This is a genomic window from Rhizobium sp. ZK1, from assembly GCF_047782645.1.
Taxonomy (GTDB): domain Bacteria; phylum Pseudomonadota; class Alphaproteobacteria; order Rhizobiales; family Rhizobiaceae; genus Rhizobium.
In genome coordinates this window covers 525,590-550,836 of the sequence record NZ_CP180586.1, presented here as the reverse complement: position 1 = coordinate 550,836, position 25,247 = coordinate 525,590, and the positions used below count along the sequence as shown (strand labels likewise).

Below are 25,247 nucleotides of genomic sequence, written 5' to 3'. Positions count from 1 at the left end.
TTTCAGCTCCTCAGGCAAGGACGGCGCGAGCCGCGGCAAGGCTCTCTGCGCCGTTGACGACACGGTCTTTCAGCGCCACCGTTTCGGACAGCAGATTCTCGGCGGCGAAGCGGCAGAGCGCGATACGGCTTTCACCCGCCCCATCCGCCGCGCGGGCAAGGCCGCCTTTTGCGAGATAGCAGCCGGTCAGAGCAAGCCCGAAGAGACGCTGATAGGGTGTGGCGCCGGACAAGGCCTCTGCCGATTTGCCCTTTGCGAGGCGGGCCAGCAACCAGTCTGTCGCTGCCTCCAGATCGGCGAGCGCGGCTCCAAGCCTGTCGGCCGTCGCGCCGAAACCCTCAAGGTTCGAACTGGAGACAGCCTCAGCGATCGCCTTCAGCTCGGCGATGAAGCCCCTGACCTGCTCGCCGCCGGACAAAGGCAGCTTGCGGATGACGAGATCGATTGCCTGAATGCCGTTCGTGCCTTCATAGATCGGGGCAATACGGGCATCCCGCAGATAGCGGGCCGCACCTGTCTCCTCGATGAAGCCCATGCCGCCATGAACCTGAAGGCCAAGAGAGGCGACATCGACGCCGGCATCGGTCGCAAAGGATTTGGCGATCGGCGTCAGCAGTGCTGCACGCTCCTGCCAGTCCTCGCGGCGTTCCGTAGCGCGATGCGCCATGTCGATCGCATGGGCGCAGGCATAGGCGATAGCGCGTGAACCCTGCGTCAACGCCTTCATGGTCAGCAGCATCCTGATGACATCGGGATGGTCGATGATCGGGCTCATGCCGGACCCGTTCCAGCCCGGCGCCCTGCCCTGCGTGCGCTCTTTTGCATAGGCGATCGCCTTCTGCGTTGCCGCCTCGCAGATCGCCACACCCTGCATGCCAACGGCGAGGCGCGCATTGTTCATCATCGTGAACATGCAGGCGAGGCCCTTGTTCTCCTCGCCGATCAGCCAGCCGACCGCCCCCTTCTCATTCCCGAATTTGCCGTCGCCGTAGATCATCGTGCAGGTGGGCGAGCCGTGGATGCCGAGCTTATGCTCCAGCGAATGGCAATAGAGATCGTTGCGGGCACCCAGCGAGCCGTCATCTTTGACGAGGAATTTCGGCACGAGGAACAGCGAGATGCCGCGCGTGCCGGCAGGCGCGTCCGGCAGGCGGGCGAGCACGAGATGAATGATGTTGTCTGCCGCGTCGTGTTCGCCCCAGGTGATGAAAATCTTCTGGCCGAAGATGCGGTAGCTGCCGTCGTCGCGGCGTTCGGCGCGCGCCTTCAGCACGCCGAGATCGGAGCCGGCATGCGGTTCCGTGAGGTTCATCGTGCCGGTCCATTCACCAGACACCATGCGCGCCAGATATTTTTCCTTGAGGGCAGCACTGCCATGTACATTCAGCGCCTCGATCGCGCCCATGGTCAGAGTCGGGCAGAGCGCGAAAGCCATGGAGCCGGAGTTCCACATCTCGAGTGCCGCAACGTTCAGCATGTGCGGCAAAGCCTGGCCACCGAAGTCCTCCGGCGCGGTCAGGCCGTTCCAGCCGCCGGCGGCCCAATTGCGGTAGAGATCACGCCAGCCGTCCGGCGTCTTCACCTCACCGTTGGAGAGGCGGGCGCCTTGACGGTCGCCGATGTCGGCCAGAGGGGCGATTTCCTCCGTGGCGAATCGTCCCGCCTCGGCAAGGATGGCATCGACTAGATCTTCACCAAGATCGCCCAGAAGACCGCCGTCGATCGCTTCCGCCATGCCGGCGACGTGCTTCAGCGTGAACGCGATTTCCTCGACGGGCGCCTTGTACATTTTATTTTCCTCCGCATTCGGCTTACGCACGGCCAAGCCGGTGCACAAGCGCCTCCACCGGAAGAGCTAATTGATTTTTACGTAAACGTCAATTTGGTTTCCGTCGATAACCTTGATCGGGAGCGCCTTTTCGCTTGTGCACTTGCACAAACAAACGTCATGGAGAATCTCTAAGCGTGTCGCGATCTTTCAGATCCGCTGCCACGCTTAGGTCTTGTTTTGACGCATGTCGTTATCGCAAAACCGCTACACACTTTTGCGCGACATGCTTTAGTAGGATTGATCGCCTTCGCGAGAGGATCGGCAGCAATGGATACCTTGCCCGTCAACATACCCGGCCTCGTATGGGCCTATCGTTTCTCGCCGGAAAGCAGGAAGGCCGTGCGGCTGCAAAACAGCGCGACGGCCGCGGAGCTGACTGCGGACGACGGTTTCTATTGGCTGCATCTCAATCTTGCTGACGCCCGTGTGCCCGCCCTGCTCGACACGCTCGGCGTGATGGATGACGCTAAGTCGGCGCTGACCACGCGCGACACGCACGCGGTCCTGACTGTCGACGAGCAGATGCTTTACGGCACGCTGGTGGACTGCCAGCGTGAGTTCGATCAGGACACAGCGGATCTCGGCTGGCTGCATTTCGCGATCTCCGACCGGTACATCATCACCACGCGCCTGCAGCCGTTGCGAAGCGTGGAGCGGACACGTGTGATGATCGAGAAGAATCCCGGCAAGTTCACTCGCCCCGTCGACCTCTTCGAGCTGCTTGTGACCGAGTTCCAGCGTACGCTGATATCCGTCGTCATGGAGCTCACCGAAGAGCTCAACCTGATCGAGGACTTCGTCTACGACAGCGCCTCGCGGGACGAGCGCCGCAGGCTTGCTCCCGTCCGCCGCACGATCGTCCGGCTGCATCGCCACCTGCGCACGGTTCTCGCGCTGATGCGGCGAGCCGCAGCCTCCGACGAAGATGAAATGCCCTTCGGCTTTGACGATATTGCCGGGCGACTGACGAGCAGGCTGGAGACGGTCGACCATGATGTCTATGCGCTGCAAGACCGGGCAAGGCTGCTGCACGAAGAAATCGATTCCAAGCTCTCCTCCGAGACGAACCGCCACCTTTATATCCTGTCGATCATGACGGCCTTCCTGTTGCCGCCGACGCTGGTGACCGGCTTTTTCGGCATGAACACGGCCAACCTGCCCTTCGCCGTCGGAGACTACGGTACGGAATATGCCGTGGGGCTCATCATCGCCTCCATCGCTTTGGCTTGGTGGCTCTTGAAGCGGGTGGATATCCTCTAAATGAAAACGTCCGGCTGGATGGCCGGACGCTCTATCTCCATCTCTGGCTTCACCTCAATAATAGGGTGAATAGCACTGCTGGCGCGGACCATTATAGGGCTGGAACGTATTGTCGTAGGCCCTGTAGGAGCGGTAGCGGTTTTCGCACCAGGCAACATGACTCGGATTGATGCCCGCGGGAGCCGGTGCGGGTGCATAGTAGCGCGGCTGAGCGGCGATGGCGCCACCGATGATCGCGCCGGCACCGAAGGCTGCCAGCGGATACCAGTAGCCATTATAGTGACGGTAACCCGGACGATAATAGGAATAGCCGCGGTAGCCGCCGTACCAGCCTGGGCGATAGGCCGGACGGTAGCCCGGATAATAGCCGGGACGATAACCCGGACGATAGTAACGGCGGTACTGGACATTTTCGACAGACAAAGACTTTTCCACCTGTGGGGCGGCCGGCATTTGAATTGCCTGCGACGGCACGAAGCTCGTCACAACGACGGCGGCGGCCATAACCGCAGTCGCGACCTTCTTACTCAGCCCAAACATTGCGTATCTCCGATTAAGAGCGACAAAAGCCTGCTGCACAACGGATAAAACGGAAAATTGTTCCCGAATGACCCGAAAGCAGCCTCTGCGCTCCATCTCTATCGGAGGTGAAATGAACCGGACATTAACCGGTCATGAACGTCCTCAGGCGACGACCGAAAGCTTGGCCTGATCGCCCTGCAGGCGATTGATCATGAAATTCGAATACCATTCGAGGAACTGCATGACGCCGCCTTCGTGGGCCGCCGAATAAGGACCGGGCTCATAGGCCGGCGAGCGGATGCCGAAGGCATTCTCTTCGACGATGCGGCGGTCCTGGTCGTTGGTCTCGGTCCAGACGTGGGTCAGTTCCTCGAGATTGTAATCCACGCCTTCGACGGCATCCTTGTGGACGATCCACTTGGTCGTCACAGCCGTCTCGTTGGCGCTGAGCGGCAGCACGCGGAAGGAGATCGCGTGATCGCCGAGCAGATGGTTCCAGGTCGTCGGATAGTGGAAAAGCAGCATGGTGCCGATGTGGCTGATCTTCACGTCATCGGAGAGTGGGCGCTTGACGGCGGGCTTGCCGGACATGGTGTAGCTTTCGGCGTCCTCGATCAGCGGCATGCGGGCGGTGCGGAACTGTCCATCGGGCGAGATCTGGAACTTGCTCGGCAGACCGGCTGCCTCACAGCGCGCCCAATGGCCGGCAATCTCGGGATCGTCGGCACCGCCATCCGTGCCGGTCACGCTCGGCGCTTCCGGATAGGTGCGGCAGAGCTCGGGATGGTTTGCGGCGCAGTGATAGCACTCGCGATTGTTTTCCCAGACAAGCTTCCAGTTGCCCTTCTCAATGATGGTGCTCTGGAAGGCGATCTTGGCCTCGCTGATATGGTGGGGCGCCATATAGGGCTCGACCTTGTCGCGCACGGTCTGGAAGTCGGGCGCGACATTGGCGAGGCAGATGAAGACGTAACCGGCGACAATTTCGCAATGGACTGGTTTCAGCCCGTAGCCGCTCTTGTCGAAATCATCGCCCATATGGCGCGCGAAGGCGAGTTTGCCGTCGAGATCGTAGGTCCATTGGTGATAGGGGCAGACGAGGCGTACCGACGAGCCGTGCTCCTTGGTGCAGACACGCGAGCCGCGGTGGCGACAGCTGTTGTGGAAGGCGCGAATGACATTGTCACGTCCGCGCACGATGACGACGGGATAATCGCCGATCTGGACGGTGAAGTAGGCGCCCGGCTTCGGCAATTCGCAATCATGGCCGATGAACAGCCAGTCGCGATAGTAGATCATCTCCATGTCCAGACGGAAATAATCCTCGTCAATATAGAAGGGCTGTTCGAGACTGAAACCCTCGCGGCGGCTCTTGAGCTGGCGCAAAACGTTGCTGCGAATATCCATCTGCCTATCCTTGTGCATGTGGCTGCTACCCTTTTCGAGCACCGCAGCGGAAGCGCGCCCGCTTCCTTCTCCCTCCGGAGAACTGGTCATAGGGTTATTTAAGCACCGAGCATGCCGGTCGCTTGGTTGTAAAGCGACATCCGCTTCGAAATTGACGACAGGGGAGCCGAGCGGTCCTCAGAAACATTCATTCGCCTTTGATTATCGTCAATTGCGACATTTCGTGGCCCTTCAGACATAAGCGAATCCAATGCGGCAGATAAAATCCTGTCGTATTTACGACATGTCGGCTTCAAACCCGGCTCTCGCGCCTTCTTCGCGCTATTTTAACAGGGCGTTAAGCACGAAAACCTATCCTTGCCGGTGACCCACACAGCGAAGACTGCGGAAGCCATGGCCAAACTTCGATATTTCGACACGCGGGAAGAGATCAAGCCTACGGAACCGCGGCTTTTCGCCAAGCACTCGGAATTCCTGCGCACCGGCCGTATCAGCCGCCGTCGCGAAGACTGGCTCCCGGAGGAGCGCCGCTATCTCACCCATGAGGAAGTGGCCGAAAAGACCGCACGAAAGCTGCAGGCCGCGGGCGAAAAAACCCATCAGAACATCAACGGCTTCCACCGCTCCATCCAGTTTCCGAAGATGATCTTCCACCGGACGCTGGCCGACAGCCCGCATCTCGGCTACTGCCACGTCACGGCAGCGCGCACCAAATTTGCCCGCTACGACGAAGTGGCCTGGGCCTTCTACATCGCCAACTTCTATTCCGACATCGGCGACAACGACAATTTCTTCGACAATATCGCGGTACAGAATTCCCGCATGTATTTCGCCGTGGCGGTCAAGCCGGGTGAAAGCACACCGGAGAAGATGGTGGTCGACCGCTCCGTGCGCGGCAACGGCCTGCTCTTCCGCACCAACGATCCGCAGATCGCCATCCGCAACATCCTTCTGCTCGGCGCCCGCAACGAGCAACTTCGTCAGATCATCCGCCAGCTGTAGTCCGCGGGCTGTTGGTCCGCTCGTTCTGGGCGGGATTGATCGCGCCGCAAGGAAGGCCTAATGACTGCCGCAGTAAAAACCGGGCAGGACATGGCACGCATTATCGACATCAAGGCGGACAGGAAGACGGCGCTCGAAGCCGGCTGCGCGGCACTTGCCGAAGGCTTTGCGATCGCCATTCCCACCGAGACCGTCTACGGACTTGCCGCCGACGCGACCAATCCGGCGGCAATCACCCGGATCTACGAGAGCAAGGGCCGGCCGCGCTTCAATCCGCTGATCTGCCACATGGCGGATCTTGCGATGGCAGAAGCTTATGCGGAATTCGATCCGATCTCGCGCGCTTTGGCAGAAGCGTTTTGGCCAGGCCCGTTGACGCTGGTGCTGCCGCTGAAGACCGGCACCACGATCCATGCGCTGGCGACCGCGGGCCTCGACAGCGTCGGCATCCGCATACCGAAAGGCTTTACAGGGGAACTGATCCGCGCCTTCGGGCGACCGCTCGCGGCTCCGAGCGCCAATACATCAGGCAAGGTGAGCGCCACGAGTGCTGCCCATGTCGAAGCCGATCTCGGCGCAAAGATACCGCTGATCCTTGACGCGGGCGCGAGTGCAGTCGGAGTGGAATCGACGATCGTGAAGGTCGAGAACGGCGACCTTCGCTTGCTGCGGCCAGGCGGTCTGCCGGCCAAGGAGATCGAGCGGGTGACCGGCAAGCGATTGCTGCGTTCAAAGAAGGCTGCCGCGGCGATCGAAGCGCCAGGCATGCTCGCCTCGCATTACGCGCCGGGTGCGGCCGTCCGGCTGGATGCTACCGATCTCCACCCAGGCGAAGCGCTGATCGCCTTCGGGCCGGAGACGGTGGCAGGCGCCGAGCATGCCGCGATCACGCTGAACCTCAGCCCGCGCGGCGATCTCTCGGAAGCGGCCGCCAATCTTTTCGACTACATGAAGAAGGCCGATGCCAGCGGCGCGGCCATGATCGCCTTTTCACCGATCCCCGACGAGGGGCTTGGAGAGGCGATCAACGATCGATTGCGGCGCGCGGCAGCACCGCGCGAGTGAAGAAGAGGGACCGGGCTCCATGAGCAGCACAAGCATTTCGCCTGATATCATCGAGCGTTTCACGGCCATCGTCGGCGAGAAATATGCGCTTCGCAGCGAGGCCGATCTCGCACCGCACCTCATCGAAAACCGCGGCCTCTTTCACGGCTCCTCCCCTCTCCTCTTAAAACCCGCTTCGGTCGAGGAAGTCTCCGCGATCATGAAGCTCGCTACCGAGACCGGTACCGCGATCGTACCGCAGACGGGCAATACCGGCCTCGTCGGCGGACAAACGCCGCGCGAAGGCAAGGCGGATGTCATCCTGTCGCTCGAACGCATGAACAAGATCCGCGATGTCGATCCGGTCGCCAACGTGCTGGTCGCCGATGGCGGCGCGATCCTTGCCGAGGTGCAGAAGGCAGCCGAGGCGCACCGCCGCCTGTTTCCGCTGTCGCTCGGCTCGGAAGGGTCCTGCCGCATCGGCGGCAACCTTTCCACCAATGCCGGCGGAACAGCAGTTCTCGCCTATGGCAACATGCGCCAGCTCTGCCTCGGTCTCGAAGTCGTGCTGCCGACGGGCGAGATCTGGGACGGGCTCCGCCGACTGAAGAAGGACAACACGGGCTATGATCTGCGCGATCTCTTTATCGGCGCGGAAGGCACGCTCGGTATCATAACCGGTGCGGTGCTGAAGCTTTTCCCGCAGCCGCTCGGCCATCAGGTGGCCTTTGCCGGGCTTTCGTCTGTCGAGGATGCGCTCGCCTTCTTCAATCTTGCCTCCAGCCTCTGCGGCGCTTCTCTCACCGGCTTCGAGCTGATGCCACGCTTCGGCGTCGAGATCACTGCGCGCAATATCGACGGCGTGCGCGATCCGCTGGAGACGCCGCATGACTGGTATGTGCTGATCGATATCTCCACCTCGGATTCCGCCGAAACTGCCGAGCGGATGATGAATGCCGTGCTGGAGCAGGGTTTCGAAGCAGGCCTCGTCCAGGATGCGGCGATCGCCTCCTCCGTTGCGCAGCAGAAGGCGCTGTGGCACATGCGCGAGAGCATGTCGGACGCCCAGAAGCCGGAAGGAGGCTCGATCAAGCACGATGTTTCCGTGCCGGTTTCGAAGATCCCACACTTCATAAACGAGGCCGGCCAGGCGGTGATGGCGGCAATGCCCGGCGCACGCATCTGCGCCTTCGGTCATATGGGCGACGGCAATATCCACTACAACATCTCGCAGCCTGTTGGCGCCGACAAGGATGCCTTCATCGCCCGCTGGCACGAAATGAACCATATCGTGCACGGGCTGGTGCTCGCCCATGGCGGCTCGATCTCCGCCGAGCATGGTATCGGTCAACTGAAGCGGGATGAGCTGGCATCGATCCGGCCTGATATCGAAATGGAGCTGATGCGCCGCATCAAGCGGGCCTTCGATCCGGCTGGCATCATGAACCCGGACAAGGTAGTGAGCCTCTAGAACCGTTCCTGGACTCTGGGAGGCTCACACCATTATCAAAGCAGCGATGCGGTCTAGCCGGTGCCGCCGGTCAGAAGCTGAAGCGCCGGCGATTGCTGCGTATTGTTCTGGATATCGTACATGGCTGTGAAGCGCTTGACGAGCTTGTCGACCTTCTTGGGATCCTGCAGGTCCTCCAGCTTGACGAAACGGCCAAGAAGATCGACCTGCTTGGCCACGTCCATCGACGAAATCTGCGCCGGCAGGCTGTAGGTCGTCTGGATGACCTGATAGAGTGCCTTGTCGCCAAGAATGTTGTAGAGTGAGGTGACGTCACCAGCCTTTCGCTTGAAATAGAGCGCCAGGCGAACGCCATCATTCTTTTCGCCCTCTTGGGTTTCCAGGGTCATCTGCACATACTGCTGCTGCGTATTCGCCTCGGCCTGCTTGTCCTGGATCGTACCCATCTTGGCGCGTGTCAGGTTGCCGTCCTTGTCGAAATTGAAGGAAGCGACGATCTCCTTGAAGCGCGCGTCAGCCGTGGTGTTGAGATAGCTCTTCTTGTCATCAGGATCGGAGGTGAAGATCTTCTTCAGCGTATCCTTGTCGTACTTCTTCGGATCGAGACCGTTTGCTTTCAGGACCAGATCCGTCAGGCGTTTGTCGGCCAGGAAATCGTCGAGCGAAGTTACGGTTGGTATGGTCTTGCCGAAATAATCCACTTCCTTGGTGGCATCCTTGGAAGCGCGGTCCTTTGCGGGACCGTCTTTCATCAGCATGGTCGCATGCGACTTATAATCGGTCGCATATTTCGCCATCGTGGCGGCGGAGAGAGCCGACAGGGGCTCGGCAGCCTTACCGTCAGCACCGAAGTTGAACGCGCGCACCATCTTGGTGATGCGGTCGTCCTTGAAGGATGCGACATATCCCTTCGGATCATAGGGGTCGCTCGCAAGCAGCTTGCGCATGGTGGAGCGCGAGACATCGTTCGTCGTCAGGCCGTAAGCCTGCAGCGCCATCTGATAAAGATCCGGATAGGAGTTGTTGCTGAGAAGCGTATCGGCGGTGGCATTGGTTTTCATGAAATCATTGATGCTCTTTACGCCCTTGGCGTCGTCCATTCGCGACTTGTAGTTCGCGATGATACGGTCAATGAGATCGTCGCCCTGATTGTTGGCGCGAGCGCCGTAATTATCTGACGTGTTGATCGTCTGCTCACCGGTCTGGGCGGTCGTCGAGGTCGGCAGCGAACCGTCGGCCGCGAAATTGAAGGCAGCGTTGAGATCGCTTTGGCCGACGGAAGCGGCATGCGTCGGGTCGGTGAGGATATTCCTCAACTCGGCGTCGCTCGTGTCGTAGGCCAGATTATAGGCCATCTTCAGATAATCCGTCAGGGACGAGTCAGCGAGGAGCTGATCGACATCATTGACGTCGCCCATCCGGTCCAGAACGCCTTGTTCCCGCGCGTTAGCTGCCGAATTCACAGAGGCCATCTGTGCGGAGGTCTGCGCCCAACCGGGAGTGACAGTGCCGTCCGCCGCGAAATTGAACGCCGCCTTCACATTGGCATAGGGTCCGGTGTCGCTCTGATCGACGAGGATGTTGCGCAAATCGGCATCCGAAACGCTCGTCGGAATACTGAAGGCATAACGGATGTAACTGTTGAGCTTCTGGTCGCCCAGCAACTGATCGACGCTTGTGATCGAAGGCATCGTGCTGCCGTAATAGGTGGCGGCGTCGTCTGCCTTCTTGGTCATCTCGGCCACCTGGCCGGCGCTCTGCGACAGGGTGTTTTGGGCGACCGTGCCGTCCTGGTGGAAATTGAAGAGCTGATAGACGTCGCTATAGCCCTGGGCAGCCGCGACCGTCGGATCGGTCAGAATGCCGCGAAGCGTAGTGTCGCTGATGTCGTTGCCGATCTGCATGCTGGTGCGCAGGAAGCTGACCAGCTTGCTGTCGGCCAGGAACATGTCGACTGCCGAGGTCGAACCATTGTTGGAAAGGTCGCCGAGCTTGACCTGATAATACGAGGAGTTGTTCGCGGCCAGCTGATTGATGCCCTGAAGCTGGAGAGCACTTTGGGCGCCGACAACACTGCCATCCGGCTGCGTCTGAAAGGTGACCGAGCCATCCGCATTGAAATTGAAGGCATCATGGATGTTCTGATGGCCTGCGGTGCCGGCATAGGTGGAATCCGTGAGGATGTTCTTCAGTTCGGCATTGCTGAAATCCTGACCGAGGCCGTAGGCATCCTTGATATAGGAGGTCAGCATCTTGTCGGACAGCAGTTCGTCGACATTGTCGATCGGGCTGACCCCACCCGGCGGCATCATCATGTTCGAGAAGTAGCTCGAGACGTTCGTCGCGCCATTCACTATACCTGTCAACTGGCCATAGGACTGCGCACGCTCCGTCGGAGAGACCGTACCGTCTGACTTGAAATTGAAGGCCTCGTAGGCGCTTCCCAAATCGACCGAACGAGCATAGGCAGGATCGGTCAGAACGCTTTTCAGCTGCGTAAAGCCCGGATCCATGCCGAACGCGGAGCGAACGTAGTCTGCAAGCCGCTTGTCGTTGACCAATTGATCGACATTGGTGATCGTGCCGATCTTGGACAGATAGTAGCTCTTGTTGAGATCGGACATCACCGGGCTGGTATAGTACACATCGCTGGCCGTGCCGTCGCGGTCGACGATCTGCGTTGCAGTCTTGATATTATACTGTTCGATGACGTTGTTCTTCTGCGTCGCAGTCTGGGCGGCGCCGACTACGGGAGCGCGGAAGGCGTATAGTTCCGCGACCGAGTCGGTCTGGCCGGAATTCTGCGCCGAACCACTGACCGAACCATCGGCGTTGAAGTTGAAATAGGAACGAAGTTCCTTGTATTTGTCGCCGACATAGTTGAGCGACGGATCGGGGTTGTTGAGGGGCGCATCGCCGCCGAGTGTGGCCGGATCGCTTGTCAGCACCATCCTGATGAAAGCGTTATCGGCCGTTGCCGGATCGACGCCGACGGACTGCAGCGCCACCGTGCGCAGGCGCGGATCGGCTAGAAGGTCGTCGACCGACTGCACCGAACCGATATTGTCGCGGAAATACTGTGTGTCGCCATTGTCGGGTTTGAAGTTGAATTGCTGGGCGAGCGCATAGAGCTTGTCACCGACATATGTCTTGGTCGGATCGTAAGCCGGATCGCTCGTATCAGGAGCATTGCCACCAAGCTTGCTGATGTCGGTGGTCAGGACACCAGCAATATAGTCCTTCGACATGTAGGTCGGGTCGATGCCGACGCTCTTCAACGCGTAATTCAGGAGACGGGAATTGCCGACGAAGTCCTGGACGGTCTTCACATCGTCCATCTGCGCGCTGTAATATTTCGTCTCAGTGGCAGTCTGTTGTGCCGCATTGGCAAAGGACTGCTTGTAGAGGCCGATCAGATCGTCTTCCTGCGCGTCCGTCTGAATATCCTTGGGCGGCGCGTTGAAATTGAAGGCGGCGGCAAATTCCTTGTAACGTGTGTCGGAGAGCTTGTTGGCGAAGCTGTTTGCGTCCGTGAGGTCGCTTTGCAGGACCTTCTTCATGAAGGCCTTCGCATAGATCATGTCGTCGAGACCGTAGGCTTTCATGGCGTAGCTGTAGAGCTTGTAGTCGCCAAGGAAGTCGTCGACGTCTTTCACCTTGTTGATGTTGTCGGCGTAATATTGGGCGTCTTTCTTGACCTGGGCCTGATTGGCGACGCGGTCGAGGCTCTTCGGCATATCGCGAGACAGAATGGTGTATGCCAGGGATGCCGTGATCATAAATGCGCCCTTTTCAGCAAAGTCTTTAAAGAATGACGGACCATTGGTGTGAGCATTTTGCCACGCAAAACTTACCCGAGACTTACCTGAAGCTGTCCCGCTTTAAGACACGGGGGCGTTCACCATCTGGAAACCCTGCCATATTCAGTTTTGCTAACCATTCCCGGAGGCAGGATTTCTTTAACCGCAATTTTTAAGCTGTACGGAACGGGGGCCGCCTATTGTCGAGCCACAGAGGACGAAAAGTCCCAAGGAGAAGACCGGAAACCGGCTCTCAGGTAAGACAAGGGTAGAAATGAAATGAAGAATACCGTTCTGAAGCCCGTCTGGGCTGGCACGACATTGCGTCTTGATCCGTCTCGCTTTCCGCAGCAGGTGAGCTATGCCATCCACGACGATGCCGGTGACGTCAGCATAACGATCGACGAACGCGGCGCTGTCCTGCGCAAGATCCTCCCCTCCAGCGGCCTGCCGCTCTCCATCGCCCTGCCGCGTCGTGTTTTCAAGGGCGTTGCGGCCCGCGCGATCGACCACGGCAACGGCGAAGTCACTGTGACGCTCGAATTGCATCATGAAGATCCGGAACTCTGCATTCCGCTGCTCGTCGCCCATGATCTCGGCGATATTGCCGCCGACTGGCGCAGCTGGTCGGAAGCCTTCGGCATTCCGATGCTGATGGTGGAAGCCGACGGCGTCGCCCGCCCGCTCGAGGAGCATCTCGGCGGCCTGCGCACCAGCGAAATGAAGCCGCGCCGTCGCCATTCCTATTTCGCAAACCGTCGGCCGCGCTTCCTCGTGCGTCGCACGACCGGCAAGCTCGGCGTCATCATGAAGATCGAGGGCAAGGAAATCATCGCCCGCAACTGAGCGATAGACTCAGAACCTCATTACGAACCCGGCCCCAGAGCGCTGTGCGTCCCGCACAGCGCTCTATTTTTGATCTGCGCATCAGGCTCTTCGAAAATCGATCTCGATTTTCGGGCCGGTGCTTTGCCGGTTTTTTCATTTTGCGGTCAAGGAATGGCGAACAGCAGCGAAACGAACAGGCCAAGGAAAATAATCAGCCCGACGCGAGTGTTCGATTTGAAGAGCGCTAAGCACTGGGTGCCGTCATTGATATCGAGCGTCCTGATCTGCCAGGCAAACATGCCGGCCGCGATCAGCAGACCGATGAAGGCGAGAAGTCCGACGCCAGCAAGTGCGAAGGACAGGAACATCAGTACGAGCGTCAGGCCATAGAGGCCGATAAGCGCCAGGTGCGTGCGGTCGCCGAACAGCCGGGCGGTGGAACGAACCCCTATCAGCTCGTCATCCTCCTTGTCCTGGTGGGCGTAGATCGTGTCGTAACCGATCGTCCAGACGACGGAAGCGGCATAAAGGAGGATGGCCGGGAAGGCCAGAGTGCCGAAAATCCCCGCCCAACCCATGAGCGCACCCCAGGAAAAGGCGAGACCGAGGAAGAATTGCGGCCAGTCGGTAAAGCGTTTGGCAAACGGATAGAGCGCGACAATACCGAGCGACAGCACACCCAGAAGGACGGCAAACCAGTTGAACTGCAGTAACACGAACAGGCCGACCAGCGCCTGCAGGCCGATGAAAATCTTCGCCTGACGGCGGTTCACGCGACCGGACGGCAGCGGACGCGAGCGGGTGCGCGCCACCTGCATGTCGATCTCGTGGTCGACAAGGTCATTATAAGTGCAGCCGGCGCCGCGCATGGCGACCGCTCCGAGGAAATACAGAAACAGATGATAGAGCAGCAGGGCGCCGGAGAAGACGCGCGGTTCGATTGCCGCATTGGCAGCGAGCGTCGCCGACCAGAAGCACGGCCACATGAGGAGCTGCCAGCCGATCGGCCGGTCCCAGCGCGCAAGCTGCGCATAGGGCCACAGCCAGGGCGGCAGGATCCGATAAACCCAGTTATCCGAGGGCGCATCGGCAACGCGCCCGTTAAGACCGTCAATCTGTTGCATGGAACCATCTAGCGGCGGCTGGGCTCCATGGTCAAGGCACGACCACGCAGCCGGCTCAGTTCAGCGTGAAATTGAACTTGTAGCTTGCGGACACGCCGATCAGGAACTGGTTCTTGGAACCACGCTCGCGCACAAGGCTGCTGTCAGCCGCCGGACCGGCGAGGCGCTTGTATTCCGCAAAGGCGCTCGTCGACAGATTCTCCGTCGCGTTCCAGGTGAGCGCAGTGCCGGCACCGTAGGACTGGATGCCGCCCGAGGGATCATAAGGCTTCAGCCCGCTTGCAGCCGACTGCGCTTCATTGACGCCGTAATAGGAATGAAAATAGCCGCTCGTTGCAAAGGTGGCACGCGGGCCGCCTGACAGTTGCAGGTCGGGCGCGATATCGGTGAAGGCATCGAGCGCCACGTCGGCCACGAGGCCGTCATGGGAGCGGATACCCTGGCGCAGTTCGGCGCGGGCACGCAGCCAGTCGGTCGGATAGACTTCGGCGAAGCCACCGATTTCGGCACCCCATTTGACCTTCTTCAGGCCGCGCAGATCGCTGTCGTCATCTTGGTCACGCTGCGGCACGTAGCGGCCAACGATACCGGCGCGAAAACCGCTATTATCGACGAGCGCGAAAGAAGGATTGTCATTGCGCGAGGAAAAGCGCGGACCGGGACCCTGGCGGCCCATCGAGATCAGCGGGCTGAACTTGAATTCGTTGCTCGACGCCCCCTCGAACTTCGGAGCGGAAAAGCCTGATACACCGACCTTCAGATACCAGTCACCGGACCACCAGTGGCCGCCTTCCTGAGCAGACGCGGTGCCGAAAGAAACAAGGGCAATAGCTAAAGAGATCGATACGACAGATCGATTAAACACATCCGCACTCCAGAAAACGCAATACAAGAACGGCCGCGGACGGCGGCGATCGGTACATTTATAGCGAGGGTCTTACCTCAATCTTAACCACGGCGGCGAGATCGAAGGGATCGGAAATTACTTCTGGTTCCAGCGGCGAATGACCGGTTCGGTCAAATCGTGCTCATAGCCGAGAACACTGATGCTCGTCGTATCCAGAATGAAACGGGAGCCATCTTCCGGCGGCAGGCCGAGCCAGCGGGCGCCGAGCACACGCAGGAAATGCGAGCTCGAAAAGATCAGGACCGGCGCACTGATCTGCCGAAGCTCCGCGATGATGCGATCGGCACGGGCGCCGACATCGGCTGCTGCTTCGCCATCCGGGCAACCATCGCGAAAAAGCTGCCAGCCGGGGCGCTTCGAGAGGATTTCCTTGGTCGTGATGCCTTCGTAAGCGCCATAGTCCCATTCGGCGAGATCGGGCTTGATGATCACCCCTTCCCCGAAACCCGAAAGCGCGCAGGTGTAACGGGCTCGCTGCGAAGGGCTCGACCAGACCGCGGAGACGGAAAGACCCGCAAGCCGCGGAGCAAGCGCGCGGGCCGCAGCTTCGCCATTGGCGGTGAGCGGAATATCGCTGCGGCCGGTATGCTGGCCGGACAGCGACCATGCCGTTTCGCCATGGCGTACGAGAGTGATTTCGGGAAATGCGCTCATATCCGTCTCTCCAAAAAGAAAAAGCGCGGCCGGGCCGCGCTTCGATATCAGAAGGTGAACTTTTCCAATGGCGGACGCGTCGCCTCGAACTCCCTAAGCTTCGCCTCGTTCTGCGGAATGTAATTCCGGTTGTCAGGCGTCGCGAACTGGCTCTTGGTGATCTGGATCTGCTCGATGAAAAGTTCGTCCCAGCGGAAGCCTATTTCGGAACCGGCCAGATAGAATTCCCACATGCGGAAGAAGTTCTCGTCGTACAGTGCGACGGCCTCTGCCTTGCGGGCCACGAAGCGCTCACGCCAGTGGCGCAGCGTGTAGGCATAATGCAGCGGCAGCACCTCGACGTCACGGGTCAGCAGGCCGGCCTTTTCGAGCGGGACCAGCGTTTCGGCGATCGAGGGAATGTAGCCCTGCGGGAAAATATACTTCTCGATGAAGGCGTTGGTCGCAAAACTCGGCTTCGGACGGGCGATCGAATGCAGCAGCATGACGCCGTTGTCATCCAATAGCTCGTGCACCTTCTTGAAGAAGTTGCCGTAATTGCCGATGCCGACATGTTCAAACATGCCGACAGAGACGATGCGGTCGAATTTCTTGCCGGTGAGATACCGATAATCTTGCAGCTCGAAGCGGACGCGATCGGAAAGACCGCGTTTCTCTGCCCGTTCGCGGGAAATCTTCAATTGCTCTTCGCTGAGCGTGATGCCGGTGACATCAAGGCCGGGGGTGGATTCCGCCAGATACATGGCCATGCCGCCCCAGCCGGAGCCGATTTCCAGCACCCGCTGGTTCGGCTGCGGCATCAGCTTAGCCGCGATGTGGCGCTTCTTGGCGACCTGCGCTTCCTCAAGGCCAATGCCAGGCGGATCGAAATAGGCGCAGGAATATTGCCAATCCTCATCGAGGAAGAGTTCGAAGAGCTTTTCCGACAGGTCGTAATGGTGGGCGACATTACGCTTGTTGTGATTGACCGGCATGCGGCTCTTCAGCTGCTGCATGGCGATGCGGCCCATCAGCAGGACTGCCATCTTGAAATCGAAGATTTCGTTGGTGGTGTTCTGCTTCACCAGTTCGAGGAAGTCGTAAATGTTGCCTTGTTCGAGAATGAACCGGCCTTCCATATACATTTCGCCGAGCTTCAGCGTCGGATCGCGACGGATCGCATCCTCTGCTTCCTGATCGGCAAGACGCACGGCAACCGGTTCGCCGGTGCCGTCGCCAATCGTGTGGGTCTCGCCGTTGGCAAGAGTAAGGGCCAAAGAACCCTTTCGGACAATTTTTTGGACAATCGATAAGAATGCCGACGCCATGGACGCCTCGCAAATGTGACAGGATGGTCACATCAACTTAATAGCTCTCTTCTGCCTGACAAGCGCCGGATTTAGCACTCCGCAGATTCAATTGCCAAAGTGTGACATTTTTGCCAATTCGGGGCCTAAGCTCTTATTTTCGCTTCATCGCTTCGGCAAGTGCAGCCCCAAAGGCGCCCTGGCTCTGCGGCTTTGCCGGCGCCGGGCGGCGCTCTTGTTGCGGGCGCGAGCCTGCATTTCCTCGCGACTCACCGCGTAGCGAACCCGCTGGAGCGCCATCATCCTTGCGCATCGAGAGACCGATGCGCTTGCGCTTCACGTCGACTTCGACCACCCGCACCTTGACCACGTCGCCCGCTTTCACGATTTCGTGAGGATCCTTGATGAAGCGGTCGGCGAGCTGCGAAACATGAACCAGACCATCCTGATGCACGCCGATATCGACGAAAGCGCCGAAAGCGGCGACATTGGTGACAGTGCCTTCCAGCATCATGCCCGGCTTCAGGTCGCCGATTTCATCGATGCCTTCCGCAAAGGTCGCGGTCTTGAAGCTCGGGCGCGGATCGCGGCCGGGCTTATCCAGCTCGGCAATGATATCCTTGACCGTCGGCAGGCCGAACTTCTCGTCGATAAACTTACGCGGGTCGAGCGCCTTCAGGGTGACGCTGTCGCCCATCAGCGAACGCAGGTCACGGCCGCAGGCGGCGACGATCTTCTTTGCCACGCCATAGGCCTCCGGATGCACGGAAGACGCATCGAGCGGCTCCTTGCCATTCAGGATGCGCAGGAAGCCGGCCGCTTGCTCGAAGGTGCGCTGTCCAAGGCGCGCGACTTTCAAGAGATCCTTGCGGCTTTCGAAAGCGCCATTCTGGTCGCGATGCAGGACGATGGCATCGGCAATCGAGCGGCCAAGGCCGGAAACACGTGACAGGAGTGGGGCGGACGCGGTGTTGAGATCGACACCGACGGCATTCACGGCATCTTCCACGACAGCGTCGAGCGAACGCGAGAGCTTGGTCTGATCGACATCATGCTGGTACTGACCGACGCCGATCGACTTCGGCTCGATCTTGACGAGCTCGGCGAGCGGATCCTGCAGGCGACGGGCGATGGAGACGGCGCCGCGCAGCGAAACGTCGAGCTGCGGGAATTCTGCCGCTGCGGTTTCCGACGCCGAGTAGACGGAGGCGCCGGCTTCCGACACGATGACCTTGGTGGGCTTGGGCGCCGGCAGTGCAGCCAGCATATCGGCCACCAGCTTTTCCGTCTCGCGGCTGCCGGTGCCGTTGCCGATCGCGATCAGTTCGACATTATGTTTGCGGATGAGCGAGGCAAGCTCGGCCTGCGTGCCGCGCACGTCATTCTTCGGCGGGAACGGATAGACGGTGGTCGTATCGAGCAGCTTGCCCGTTCCATCGATCACGGCGACCTTGACACCGGTGCGGATGCCCGGATCGAGGCCCATCGTGGCGCGAGAGCCCGCGGGCGCTGCCAGCAGGAGATCCTTGAGATTGCGGGCAAAGACGTGGATCGCCTCTTCTTCCGCTCTTTCGCGCAACTCCCGCATCAGGTCGAGTGAGAGCGACATGGAGAGCTTCACGCGCCAGGTCCAGCTTGCGACATCCATCAGCCAGCGGTCGCCGGGGCGCGCCGAACCAACCTCGTAGGCTGCGGCAATCATCCGCTCGACCGGCTTGTTCGGCGAGGCGATCTCGGCATCGGCCTCGATCGTCAGCGTCAGCACTTCCTCGTTCCAGCCGCGCAGCATGGCGAGCGCGCGGTGGCCGGGGGCCGTCGCCCAGCGTTCGGAATGGTCGAAATAATCGGAGAATTTTTCGCCGGTCGCTTCCTTGCCTTCCACGACCTTCGCTTTCAGAAGAGCGGCATTGCGCATATGGGCGCGCAGCTTGCCGAGCAGATCGGCATTTTCGGCAAAACCTTCGGCGACGATGTCGCGCGCGCCTTCAAGGGCGGTCTTCACATCGGCAACGTCGGCGGTGATATAGGCTTCTGCAAGTGCGGCCGGCTCCTTGGCTCGGTCGGCGAGGATCGCTTCGGCGAGTGGCCCAAGCCCACGCTCGCGGGCAATTTCGGCGCGGGTGCGGCGCTTCGGCTTGTAGGGCAGGTAGAGATCTTCCAGTTCGGCCTTGGTGGCGGCGCCTGCAAGCTTTGCCATGAGCTCGTCGGTCATCTTGCCCTGGCCGTTGATGGAGTCGATGATCGTATCGCGGCGGGATTCCAGCTCGCGCAGATAGACGAGACGCTCAGCCAGCGTGCGGAGCTGCGTATCGTCGAGCCCGCCCGTGACTTCCTTGCGGTAGCGCGCGATGAACGGCACTGTCGCCCCCTCGTCCAGCAGCTCGATCGCCGCCTTGGCCTGATCGGGCCGGGCATTGATTTCGGCGGAGATACTTGCTGCGAGCGAACGAAGGTCAGCGGCCATGGGATTTCCTGCAGTTTATTAGGGTTGGCGGACCATAGCGGCGAAAAGCAGCAAGGCAATGCCTGCCGCCGCTTTCCACAGTCGAAGGCAGCGCTCTTGCCGATTCAAGCGGCATGATTGAGGCGCAATTGAGCGTTTCTCTTCCTGTTTTTGCGGTTGTGCAGATGCGGCATTCTTTGGTAGCAGAGGCGACCATTTTTGATTGCCTGCCCTGCAGGCGCCAGGAAAAGAGTACCATGCCGAACCTGCTTCTCGAACTTCGCTCCGAAGAGATCCCCGCCCGCATGCAGCGCAAGGCCGCCGGTGACCTCAAGAAGCTCCTCACCGATGCCCTGGTGGAAGCAGGACTGACCTATGAGGGGGCGCGTGAATACTGGACGCCGCGCCGCCTGACACTCGACATTCACGGCCTGACGGCCCGCTCCGCCGATATCCGCGAAGAACGCAAGGGGCCGCGCACCGACGCCAACGAGAAGGCGATCGAAGGCTTCCTGCGCGGCGCCGGCCTGTCCTCGGTTTCCGAAGCGCGGATCGTCAGCGATCCGAAGAAGGGCGATTTCTACGTCGCCGTCATCTCCAAGCCAGGCAGAGCCGCCGAAGAGATCATCGCCGAAGTCATGCCCGGCATCATCAAGGATTTTCCGTGGCCGAAATCGATGCGCTGGGGCAAGGCTTCTTCGCAGCCCGGCTCGCTGCGTTGGGTTCGCCCGCTGCAATCGATCGTGTGCACCTTCGGCAGCGAGCATGAAGAAACCGTAGTCATCCCCTTCGAGATCGACGGTATCATCGCTTCCAACGTGACCTATGGCCATCGCTTCCATGCGCCCGATGCCATTACCGTCAAGCGCTTCGACGACTACGTCTCGAACCTCGAAAAGGCGAAAGTCATTCTCGACGCGGAGCGCCGCAAGGACATCATCCTGCATGACGCACGCGACATCGCTTTCGCCAGCGGACTGGAACTGGTGGAAGACGAAGGGCTGCTGGAAGAGGTGTCCGGCCTCGTCGAATGGCCGCAGGTGCTGATGGGCTCTTTCGAGGAAGATTATCTCTCGATCCCCTCGGAGATCATCCGCCTGACGATCAAGACGAACCAGAAGTGCTTCGTCACCCGCAAACAGGGCGAGGAGACGCTTTCGAACAAATTCGTTCTCGTCTCCAACATCCAGGCGACGGATGGCGGCAAGGAAATCATTCACGGCAATGGTAAGGTCGTGCGCGCCCGCCTCTCCGATGCGCTGCATTTCTGGAAGCGCGACCAGGGCAACCTGCCGGACCTCGAAACGCTGGAAGCATCCGCGAAGAAATTCGATCTCGACCTGACGAAGCCGCTCGACCAGCGCATGGCAAAGCTCGATGCGCTTGATGTCACCTTCCATGCCAAGCTCGGCACGCAAGGTGACCGCGTCGAGCGCATCCGGGCGCTGGCCGCCAAAATCGCCCTGCCTGCCAGCGCCGACTACAAGGTCGTGGACCGCGCCGTCGTTCTCTGCAAGGCAGACCTGCGCACCGAAGCCGTTGGAGAGTTCCCGGAACTACAGGGCGTCATGGGCCGTAAATATGCTGTTCTGCAGGGCGAAAACATCTCCGTTTCGACGGCCATCGAAGATCACTATAAGCCCCAGGGTCCGTCGGACCGCGTGCCCGAGGACAGGGCGGCGATCACCGTAGCGCTTGCCGACAAGCTTGATACGCTCATCGGCTTCTGGGCGATTGACGAGAAGCCGACAGGCTCGAAGGACCCGTTTGCGCTGCGCCGCGCCGCACTCGGCATCATCCGCATCCTGCTCGAACAGCGCGTCCGGGTGACGCTGCTGCCGCGCATCGTCTCTCATATGCAGCGGATAGATTCCGATATCGGCGCAAGTGTTGACGGAGACGACCTGTCGCGTCAGTTCGACCTGCTCTCGTTCTTCCACGATCGCCTGAAGGTCTATCTACGCGATCAGGGCGCTCGCCACGACCTCATCGATGCCGTGCTGACGCCTGAAGCTGACGATCTCCTGATGGTCGCCCGCCGTGTCGAGGCGCTGACGGCCTTCATCACCTCGGAAGATGGAATCAACCTGCTTGCCGGCACCAAGCGAGCCACGCAGCTTCTGGCCGCCGAGGAGAAGAAGGGCACCGTTGTTGCAGACGGTGTTTCCGAAGCGCTGCTGAAGCTCGATGCCGAAAAGGAACTGTTCGCTGCCATCACCAAGGCTTCGTCCGACGCTGCCGGCGCGGTTGCTCACGAAGATTTCCGTTCGGCCATGGAAGCGCTCTCGAAGCTTCGCGCACCCGTCGACCGCTTCTTCACCGACGTGCTCGTCAATGACGAGGATGCCGCCATCCGCGCCAACCGTCTCGCACTGCTGCGGATGATCCGCGCGGCGACCGGTACGGTGGCGGACTTCTCGAAGATTGCCGGCTAAACGGCCGACAGACAAAAATGGGGCCGAACGGCCCCATTTTGCTTTTGCCCTCATCGTTCCTTTTGCATCTTGGCGATGGTGAGCGTTTCGCCTGCGCGGCCATAACCGCCGTCGACGACCTCATCGACGAGGACCATGGTGTAGGGGCGAACGCCCTCCCCGAAAAAGTCGACGAACATGGCCGTCGTTCGTAGAATGATATCCTCCTTCTGCTCTGCGGTCAGAGTACCCTCGGGAAACTTGTAGTTTGCGAATGGCATGATGAACTCCTGCCTGGTTTGCGTTGCGACCAGGCAAGCCTAGCGACATCAGAAACATGCTTGAAATCGATATGAGGTATATGCATTCATCCAGGCCATGGATTTGCATGGTATCGATCTCAATCTGCTTGTCGCCTTCGACGCGCTCATGAAAGAACGGAGCGTGACGAAGGCCGGCATTCGCATCGGCCGAACGCAGCCGGCGATGAGCGCTGCTTTGGCGCGATTGCGCAGCCTTCTCAAGGACGAGTTGCTGGTGCGCGGACCGCAGGGGCTGCAGCCGACACCACGGGCGCTTGATCTCGCCGAACCCTTGTCGCGTGCCCTTGCCGAAATCCAGCGCACGCTTGATTTTACCCAGGCGTTCGATCCCTCAAGCACATCTGCGACTTTCACGATCGGCCTTTCCGACCATCCGACTTTCGCGCTTCTCCCGCAGTTCGTTACGCTTCTGGCGAAAGTGGCTCCGGACGCGACGTTGCAAGTCAGGAATTTCAGTGCGCGTGACGACGCCATCGACCTGCTGGATTCGGGAGAAGTCGATGCTACGGTCGGCGTGCCCGCAACGAAAACAGGACGCATCCTGACCCAGCCTCTGTTCGAGGAGCGTTTCGTCTGTATCGTCAGGAAGGATCATCCGGCTGCAAGGAGCGCGCTCAATCTCGATGCATTTCTGGCTCTTCCGCACCTGCTCGTCTCGCCAGAGAACGAGCGCTTCGGCCATGTCGATGCGGCGCTGGCGAAAAAAGGGCTTCAGCGACGGCTCGCGCTGACCCTTCCGAATATGTATGCCGCACCGCTGCTGATTGCCCGCTCCAACATGATCGCCACCTTGATGGCTGGTGTCGTGGCGGCTTCTGGCCATTCGGACGAACTCGCCTTGCTGGAGCCGCCCATCTCGCTCGACAGCATTCCTTTTGTCCTGTCATGGCATCGGCGCAATGATGCACATCCAGCGCAGCGCTGGTTCCGGGCATGCGTTTCCGATGCAGCGCGCAATATGTAGCGCTTTCCCGCGTCTCCGCTGAAAAGAACACGACCGCCGGATTTACATCCGACGGCCGCTAATGCTTTGGTGATGAAAAGGCCTGATGTCTGCGCCCCGTTTATGCGGCGCGGCGACCCTGATGCATAGCGGGAGCGGCTGCGGCGTTGCCGACGCGGAAGCCTCTGATAAGGCCGAGCAGTTCGTCGGTGTCGGCAGCCAGCGTTTCGGCCGATGCCGTGGTCTCTTCGGCCATGGCGGCGTTCTGCTGGGTGGCGGCGTCGAGTTGGTTCATCGACGACGAGATCGAGCGCAGCGTCGTATCCTGTTCGGAGGCGCTGTGGGCGATCTTGGCGACAATCTCGTTGGCGGCCTTGATCTGATCGGAGATGCGCTTCAGCGCTTCGCCTGCCTCGCCGACGAGGCGGACGCCATGATCGACCTGGCTGGACGAGCGGGCGATCTGATCCTTGATCTCCTTGGCGGCAGCCGCCGAGCGCTGGGCCAGTTCGCGGACTTCCTGGGCGACGACGGCAAAGCCCTTGCCGCTTTCGCCGGCACGCGCTGCCTCGACACCGGCATTCAGAGCCAGCAGGTTCGTCTGGAAGGCGATCTCGTCGATGACGCCGATGATCTTGGTGATTTCCGACGACGACTTTTCGATGCCGCTCATGGCTTCAATCGCCTGGGTGACGATCGCATCGCTATGGGTGGCTTCGGTCGAGACCGAGTGAACCCGCTTGCTCGCCTCATGGGCACCATCAGCCGTCTGGCGGACGGCGACGGTCAACTCGTCGAGAGCCGCCGAGGTTTCCTCCAGGCTTGCGGCCTGGCGCTCGGTGCGCTGCGACAGTTCGTTGGAGGCACGGCGGATTTCTTCCTTGGCGACGCCGATATCGCCGCCCTTGGCGCTAACCTGGGCCATGGCGGCTTCCAGATGCGAAAGCGCATCGTTGAAGTTGTCGCGCAGGGCCGCGTATTTCTGGCCGATGTCGGCGCAACGCACCGTCAGGTCGCCGTGGGCGATCTGCTCCAGCGCCTGGCCGATGGTGCTGACGACGCGGGCCTGCAGCGAGGCTTCATCCTGCTGATGGCGCAGGTTGCTTTCGCGCTCGCTTTCGAGCGCCAACTGCTGGGCAGCCTCGCGATCGGACATCGCGTGACGTTCCCTGATCTTTTCCTGCAGCGCCTGCGTCGCCTTCGCCATCATGCCGACTTCGTTGTTCATGCCCGTATGCGGGATCTTCAGCGACACATCTTCGTCTGCAACAGCCTGCAGCGCGGTGTGCACGTCCTTCAGAGGGTTCGATATGCCGCGGATGACCAGATAGGCGGCGACAAGGGCGAAGAAGAACAGGACAATACTGCCAGACAGCGCCGCCAGGATCTTGTCGTTCACCTGGGCATCGAGATCGTCCATGTAGACGCCGCTACTAACAACAACCTTCCAGGGATCGAAGGCCATTGCATAGGCCGTCTTGCGATAATCGCCAACAGGCTGGCCGGGTTTGGCTGTGGAATAATATTCGACAAGACCACCGCCCTGCTGCCCGAGCTTGACCAGCTCTTCGCGATAGAGCTTGCCCTTGCTGTCCGGCTGCCCCTTGTTGATCTGCCCGACTTTCGAGGCGTCATAGTGGAATATCATCTTGACGTCGTAGTCATAGCCGAAGAAATAGCCATCCGGATCGTATTTCATAGCATTGACGGTGGCGTAGGCTTGTTTCTGGGCGTCTTCCAGCTTCATTTCGCCTGAAGTCACCTTCGCCTGATAGAACTTAAGAACGGAGACCGCGGACTGGACCTCCGAACGCAGCATGTCATAGCGTTCCTTGTAGATCGCATCGACCGAGGAGCGGACCTGGAGGGTGGTTGCGATTGCAAACGCCACCATCAGGCCGATGACCAGCAAGATAAGCTGCTTCGATATTTTCAAATTTTTCATGATGCCTCGCAACGGGAATGAGTGGCTGCATTCCGGTGCGGTT

At 60.1% G+C, this 25,247-nt stretch carries 18 protein-coding genes; 7 read left to right on the top strand and 11 right to left on the bottom strand.

What is annotated here, in order from left to right:
* Positions 1–10: 10 nt before the first annotated feature.
* A complete protein-coding gene (locus tag ACK9YZ_RS02765) occupies positions 11–1,789 on the bottom strand; it encodes an acyl-CoA dehydrogenase (RefSeq protein ID WP_416065595.1) in 1,779 nt (592 codons plus the stop codon).
* A gap of 309 nt (positions 1,790–2,098) precedes the next feature.
* On the opposite strand from ACK9YZ_RS02765, the gene ACK9YZ_RS02760 reads away from it, so the two are divergent.
* Complete coding sequence (locus ACK9YZ_RS02760; RefSeq protein ID WP_216757216.1) at positions 2,099–3,091, top strand: transporter; 993 nt, start codon at positions 2,099–2,101, stop codon at positions 3,089–3,091.
* Positions 3,092–3,145: 54 nt separating this feature from the next.
* Here the strand turns inward: ACK9YZ_RS02760 and ACK9YZ_RS02755 are convergent, their stop codons facing one another.
* Together ACK9YZ_RS02755 and ACK9YZ_RS02750 are read right to left on the bottom strand one after the other, a co-directional pair.
* Positions 3,146–3,631, bottom strand: a complete 486-nt coding sequence (locus ACK9YZ_RS02755) for a BA14K family protein (protein WP_416065594.1) — start codon at positions 3,629–3,631, stop codon at positions 3,146–3,148.
* Positions 3,632–3,775: 144 nt separating this feature from the next.
* Entirely contained in the window at positions 3,776–5,020 is a 1,245-nt protein-coding gene (locus ACK9YZ_RS02750) for an aromatic ring-hydroxylating oxygenase subunit alpha (RefSeq protein WP_416065593.1), read from the bottom strand.
* 393 nt (positions 5,021–5,413) lie between these two features.
* Here ACK9YZ_RS02750 and ACK9YZ_RS02745 point away from each other — a divergent pair, with 393 nt between their 5' ends.
* The 3 genes from ACK9YZ_RS02745 (at position 5,414) to ACK9YZ_RS02735 (ending at position 8,537) form a co-directional block, all read left to right on the top strand.
* Positions 5,414–6,022, top strand: a complete 609-nt coding sequence (locus ACK9YZ_RS02745) for a DUF6656 family protein (protein WP_216757213.1) — start codon at positions 5,414–5,416, stop codon at positions 6,020–6,022.
* Between the two features lie 90 nt (positions 6,023–6,112).
* Positions 6,113–7,087 carry an L-threonylcarbamoyladenylate synthase gene (locus tag ACK9YZ_RS02740; protein ID WP_416066802.1) on the top strand — a complete coding sequence of 325 codons (975 nt, stop codon included), beginning with the start codon at positions 6,113–6,115 and terminating at the stop codon, positions 7,085–7,087.
* Positions 7,088–7,106: 19 nt separating this feature from the next.
* Positions 7,107–8,537 (top strand): FAD-binding oxidoreductase, encoded by a 1,431-nt coding sequence (locus ACK9YZ_RS02735; RefSeq protein WP_416065592.1) that lies wholly within the window; start codon positions 7,107–7,109, stop codon positions 8,535–8,537.
* A 53-nt stretch (positions 8,538–8,590) separates the two neighbouring features.
* Here the strand turns inward: ACK9YZ_RS02735 and ACK9YZ_RS02730 are convergent, their stop codons facing one another.
* On the bottom strand, positions 8,591–12,316 hold the full coding sequence (locus tag ACK9YZ_RS02730; RefSeq protein ID WP_416065591.1) for a DUF1217 domain-containing protein: 3,726 nt from the start codon (positions 12,314–12,316) through the stop codon (positions 8,591–8,593).
* A gap of 300 nt (positions 12,317–12,616) precedes the next feature.
* On the opposite strand from ACK9YZ_RS02730, the gene ACK9YZ_RS02725 reads away from it, so the two are divergent.
* Complete coding sequence (locus tag ACK9YZ_RS02725) at positions 12,617–13,183, top strand: DUF6101 family protein (protein ID WP_216757210.1); 567 nt, start codon at positions 12,617–12,619, stop codon at positions 13,181–13,183.
* Between the two features lie 146 nt (positions 13,184–13,329).
* On the opposite strand, the gene ubiA is transcribed toward ACK9YZ_RS02725, so the two are convergent.
* The 5 genes from ubiA to ACK9YZ_RS02700 all read right to left on the bottom strand — a co-directional run bounded on the left by ubiA (position 13,330) and on the right by ACK9YZ_RS02700 (position 19,600).
* Positions 13,330–14,289 (bottom strand): 4-hydroxybenzoate octaprenyltransferase, encoded by a 960-nt coding sequence (ubiA, locus tag ACK9YZ_RS02720; RefSeq protein ID WP_416065590.1) that lies wholly within the window; start codon positions 14,287–14,289, stop codon positions 13,330–13,332.
* A 55-nt stretch (positions 14,290–14,344) separates the two neighbouring features.
* Positions 14,345–15,154: a MipA/OmpV family protein gene (locus tag ACK9YZ_RS02715; RefSeq protein ID WP_216757208.1), complete on the bottom strand. Its 810-nt coding sequence runs from the start codon at positions 15,152–15,154 to the stop codon at positions 14,345–14,347.
* A 117-nt stretch (positions 15,155–15,271) separates the two neighbouring features.
* Positions 15,272–15,850, bottom strand: coding sequence for a histidine phosphatase family protein (locus ACK9YZ_RS02710; protein ID WP_216757207.1), 579 nt, complete (start codon positions 15,848–15,850; stop codon positions 15,272–15,274).
* Positions 15,851–15,897: 47 nt separating this feature from the next.
* On the bottom strand, positions 15,898–17,157 hold the full coding sequence (locus ACK9YZ_RS02705) for a class I SAM-dependent methyltransferase (protein WP_416065589.1): 1,260 nt from the start codon (positions 17,155–17,157) through the stop codon (positions 15,898–15,900).
* Positions 17,158–17,290: 133 nt separating this feature from the next.
* Positions 17,291–19,600 carry a Tex family protein gene (locus ACK9YZ_RS02700; RefSeq protein ID WP_416065588.1) on the bottom strand — a complete coding sequence of 770 codons (2,310 nt, stop codon included), beginning with the start codon at positions 19,598–19,600 and terminating at the stop codon, positions 17,291–17,293.
* Between the two features lie 236 nt (positions 19,601–19,836).
* Here ACK9YZ_RS02700 and glyS point away from each other — a divergent pair, with 236 nt between their 5' ends.
* On the top strand, positions 19,837–22,014 hold the full coding sequence (gene glyS / locus ACK9YZ_RS02695) for a glycine--tRNA ligase subunit beta (RefSeq protein WP_416065587.1): 2,178 nt from the start codon (positions 19,837–19,839) through the stop codon (positions 22,012–22,014).
* Positions 22,015–22,064: 50 nt separating this feature from the next.
* Here glyS and ACK9YZ_RS02690 read toward each other — a convergent pair whose 3' ends face one another.
* Positions 22,065–22,274: a tautomerase family protein gene (locus tag ACK9YZ_RS02690; protein WP_132652410.1), complete on the bottom strand. Its 210-nt coding sequence runs from the start codon at positions 22,272–22,274 to the stop codon at positions 22,065–22,067.
* Between the two features lie 97 nt (positions 22,275–22,371).
* Here ACK9YZ_RS02690 and ACK9YZ_RS02685 point away from each other — a divergent pair, with 97 nt between their 5' ends.
* A complete protein-coding gene (locus ACK9YZ_RS02685) occupies positions 22,372–23,280 on the top strand; it encodes a LysR family transcriptional regulator (RefSeq protein WP_416065586.1) in 909 nt (302 codons plus the stop codon).
* Positions 23,281–23,380: 100 nt separating this feature from the next.
* On the opposite strand, the gene ACK9YZ_RS02680 is transcribed toward ACK9YZ_RS02685, so the two are convergent.
* Positions 23,381–25,204 (bottom strand): methyl-accepting chemotaxis protein, encoded by a 1,824-nt coding sequence (locus ACK9YZ_RS02680; RefSeq protein ID WP_416065585.1) that lies wholly within the window; start codon positions 25,202–25,204, stop codon positions 23,381–23,383.
* Positions 25,205–25,247: the final 43 nt, after the last annotated feature.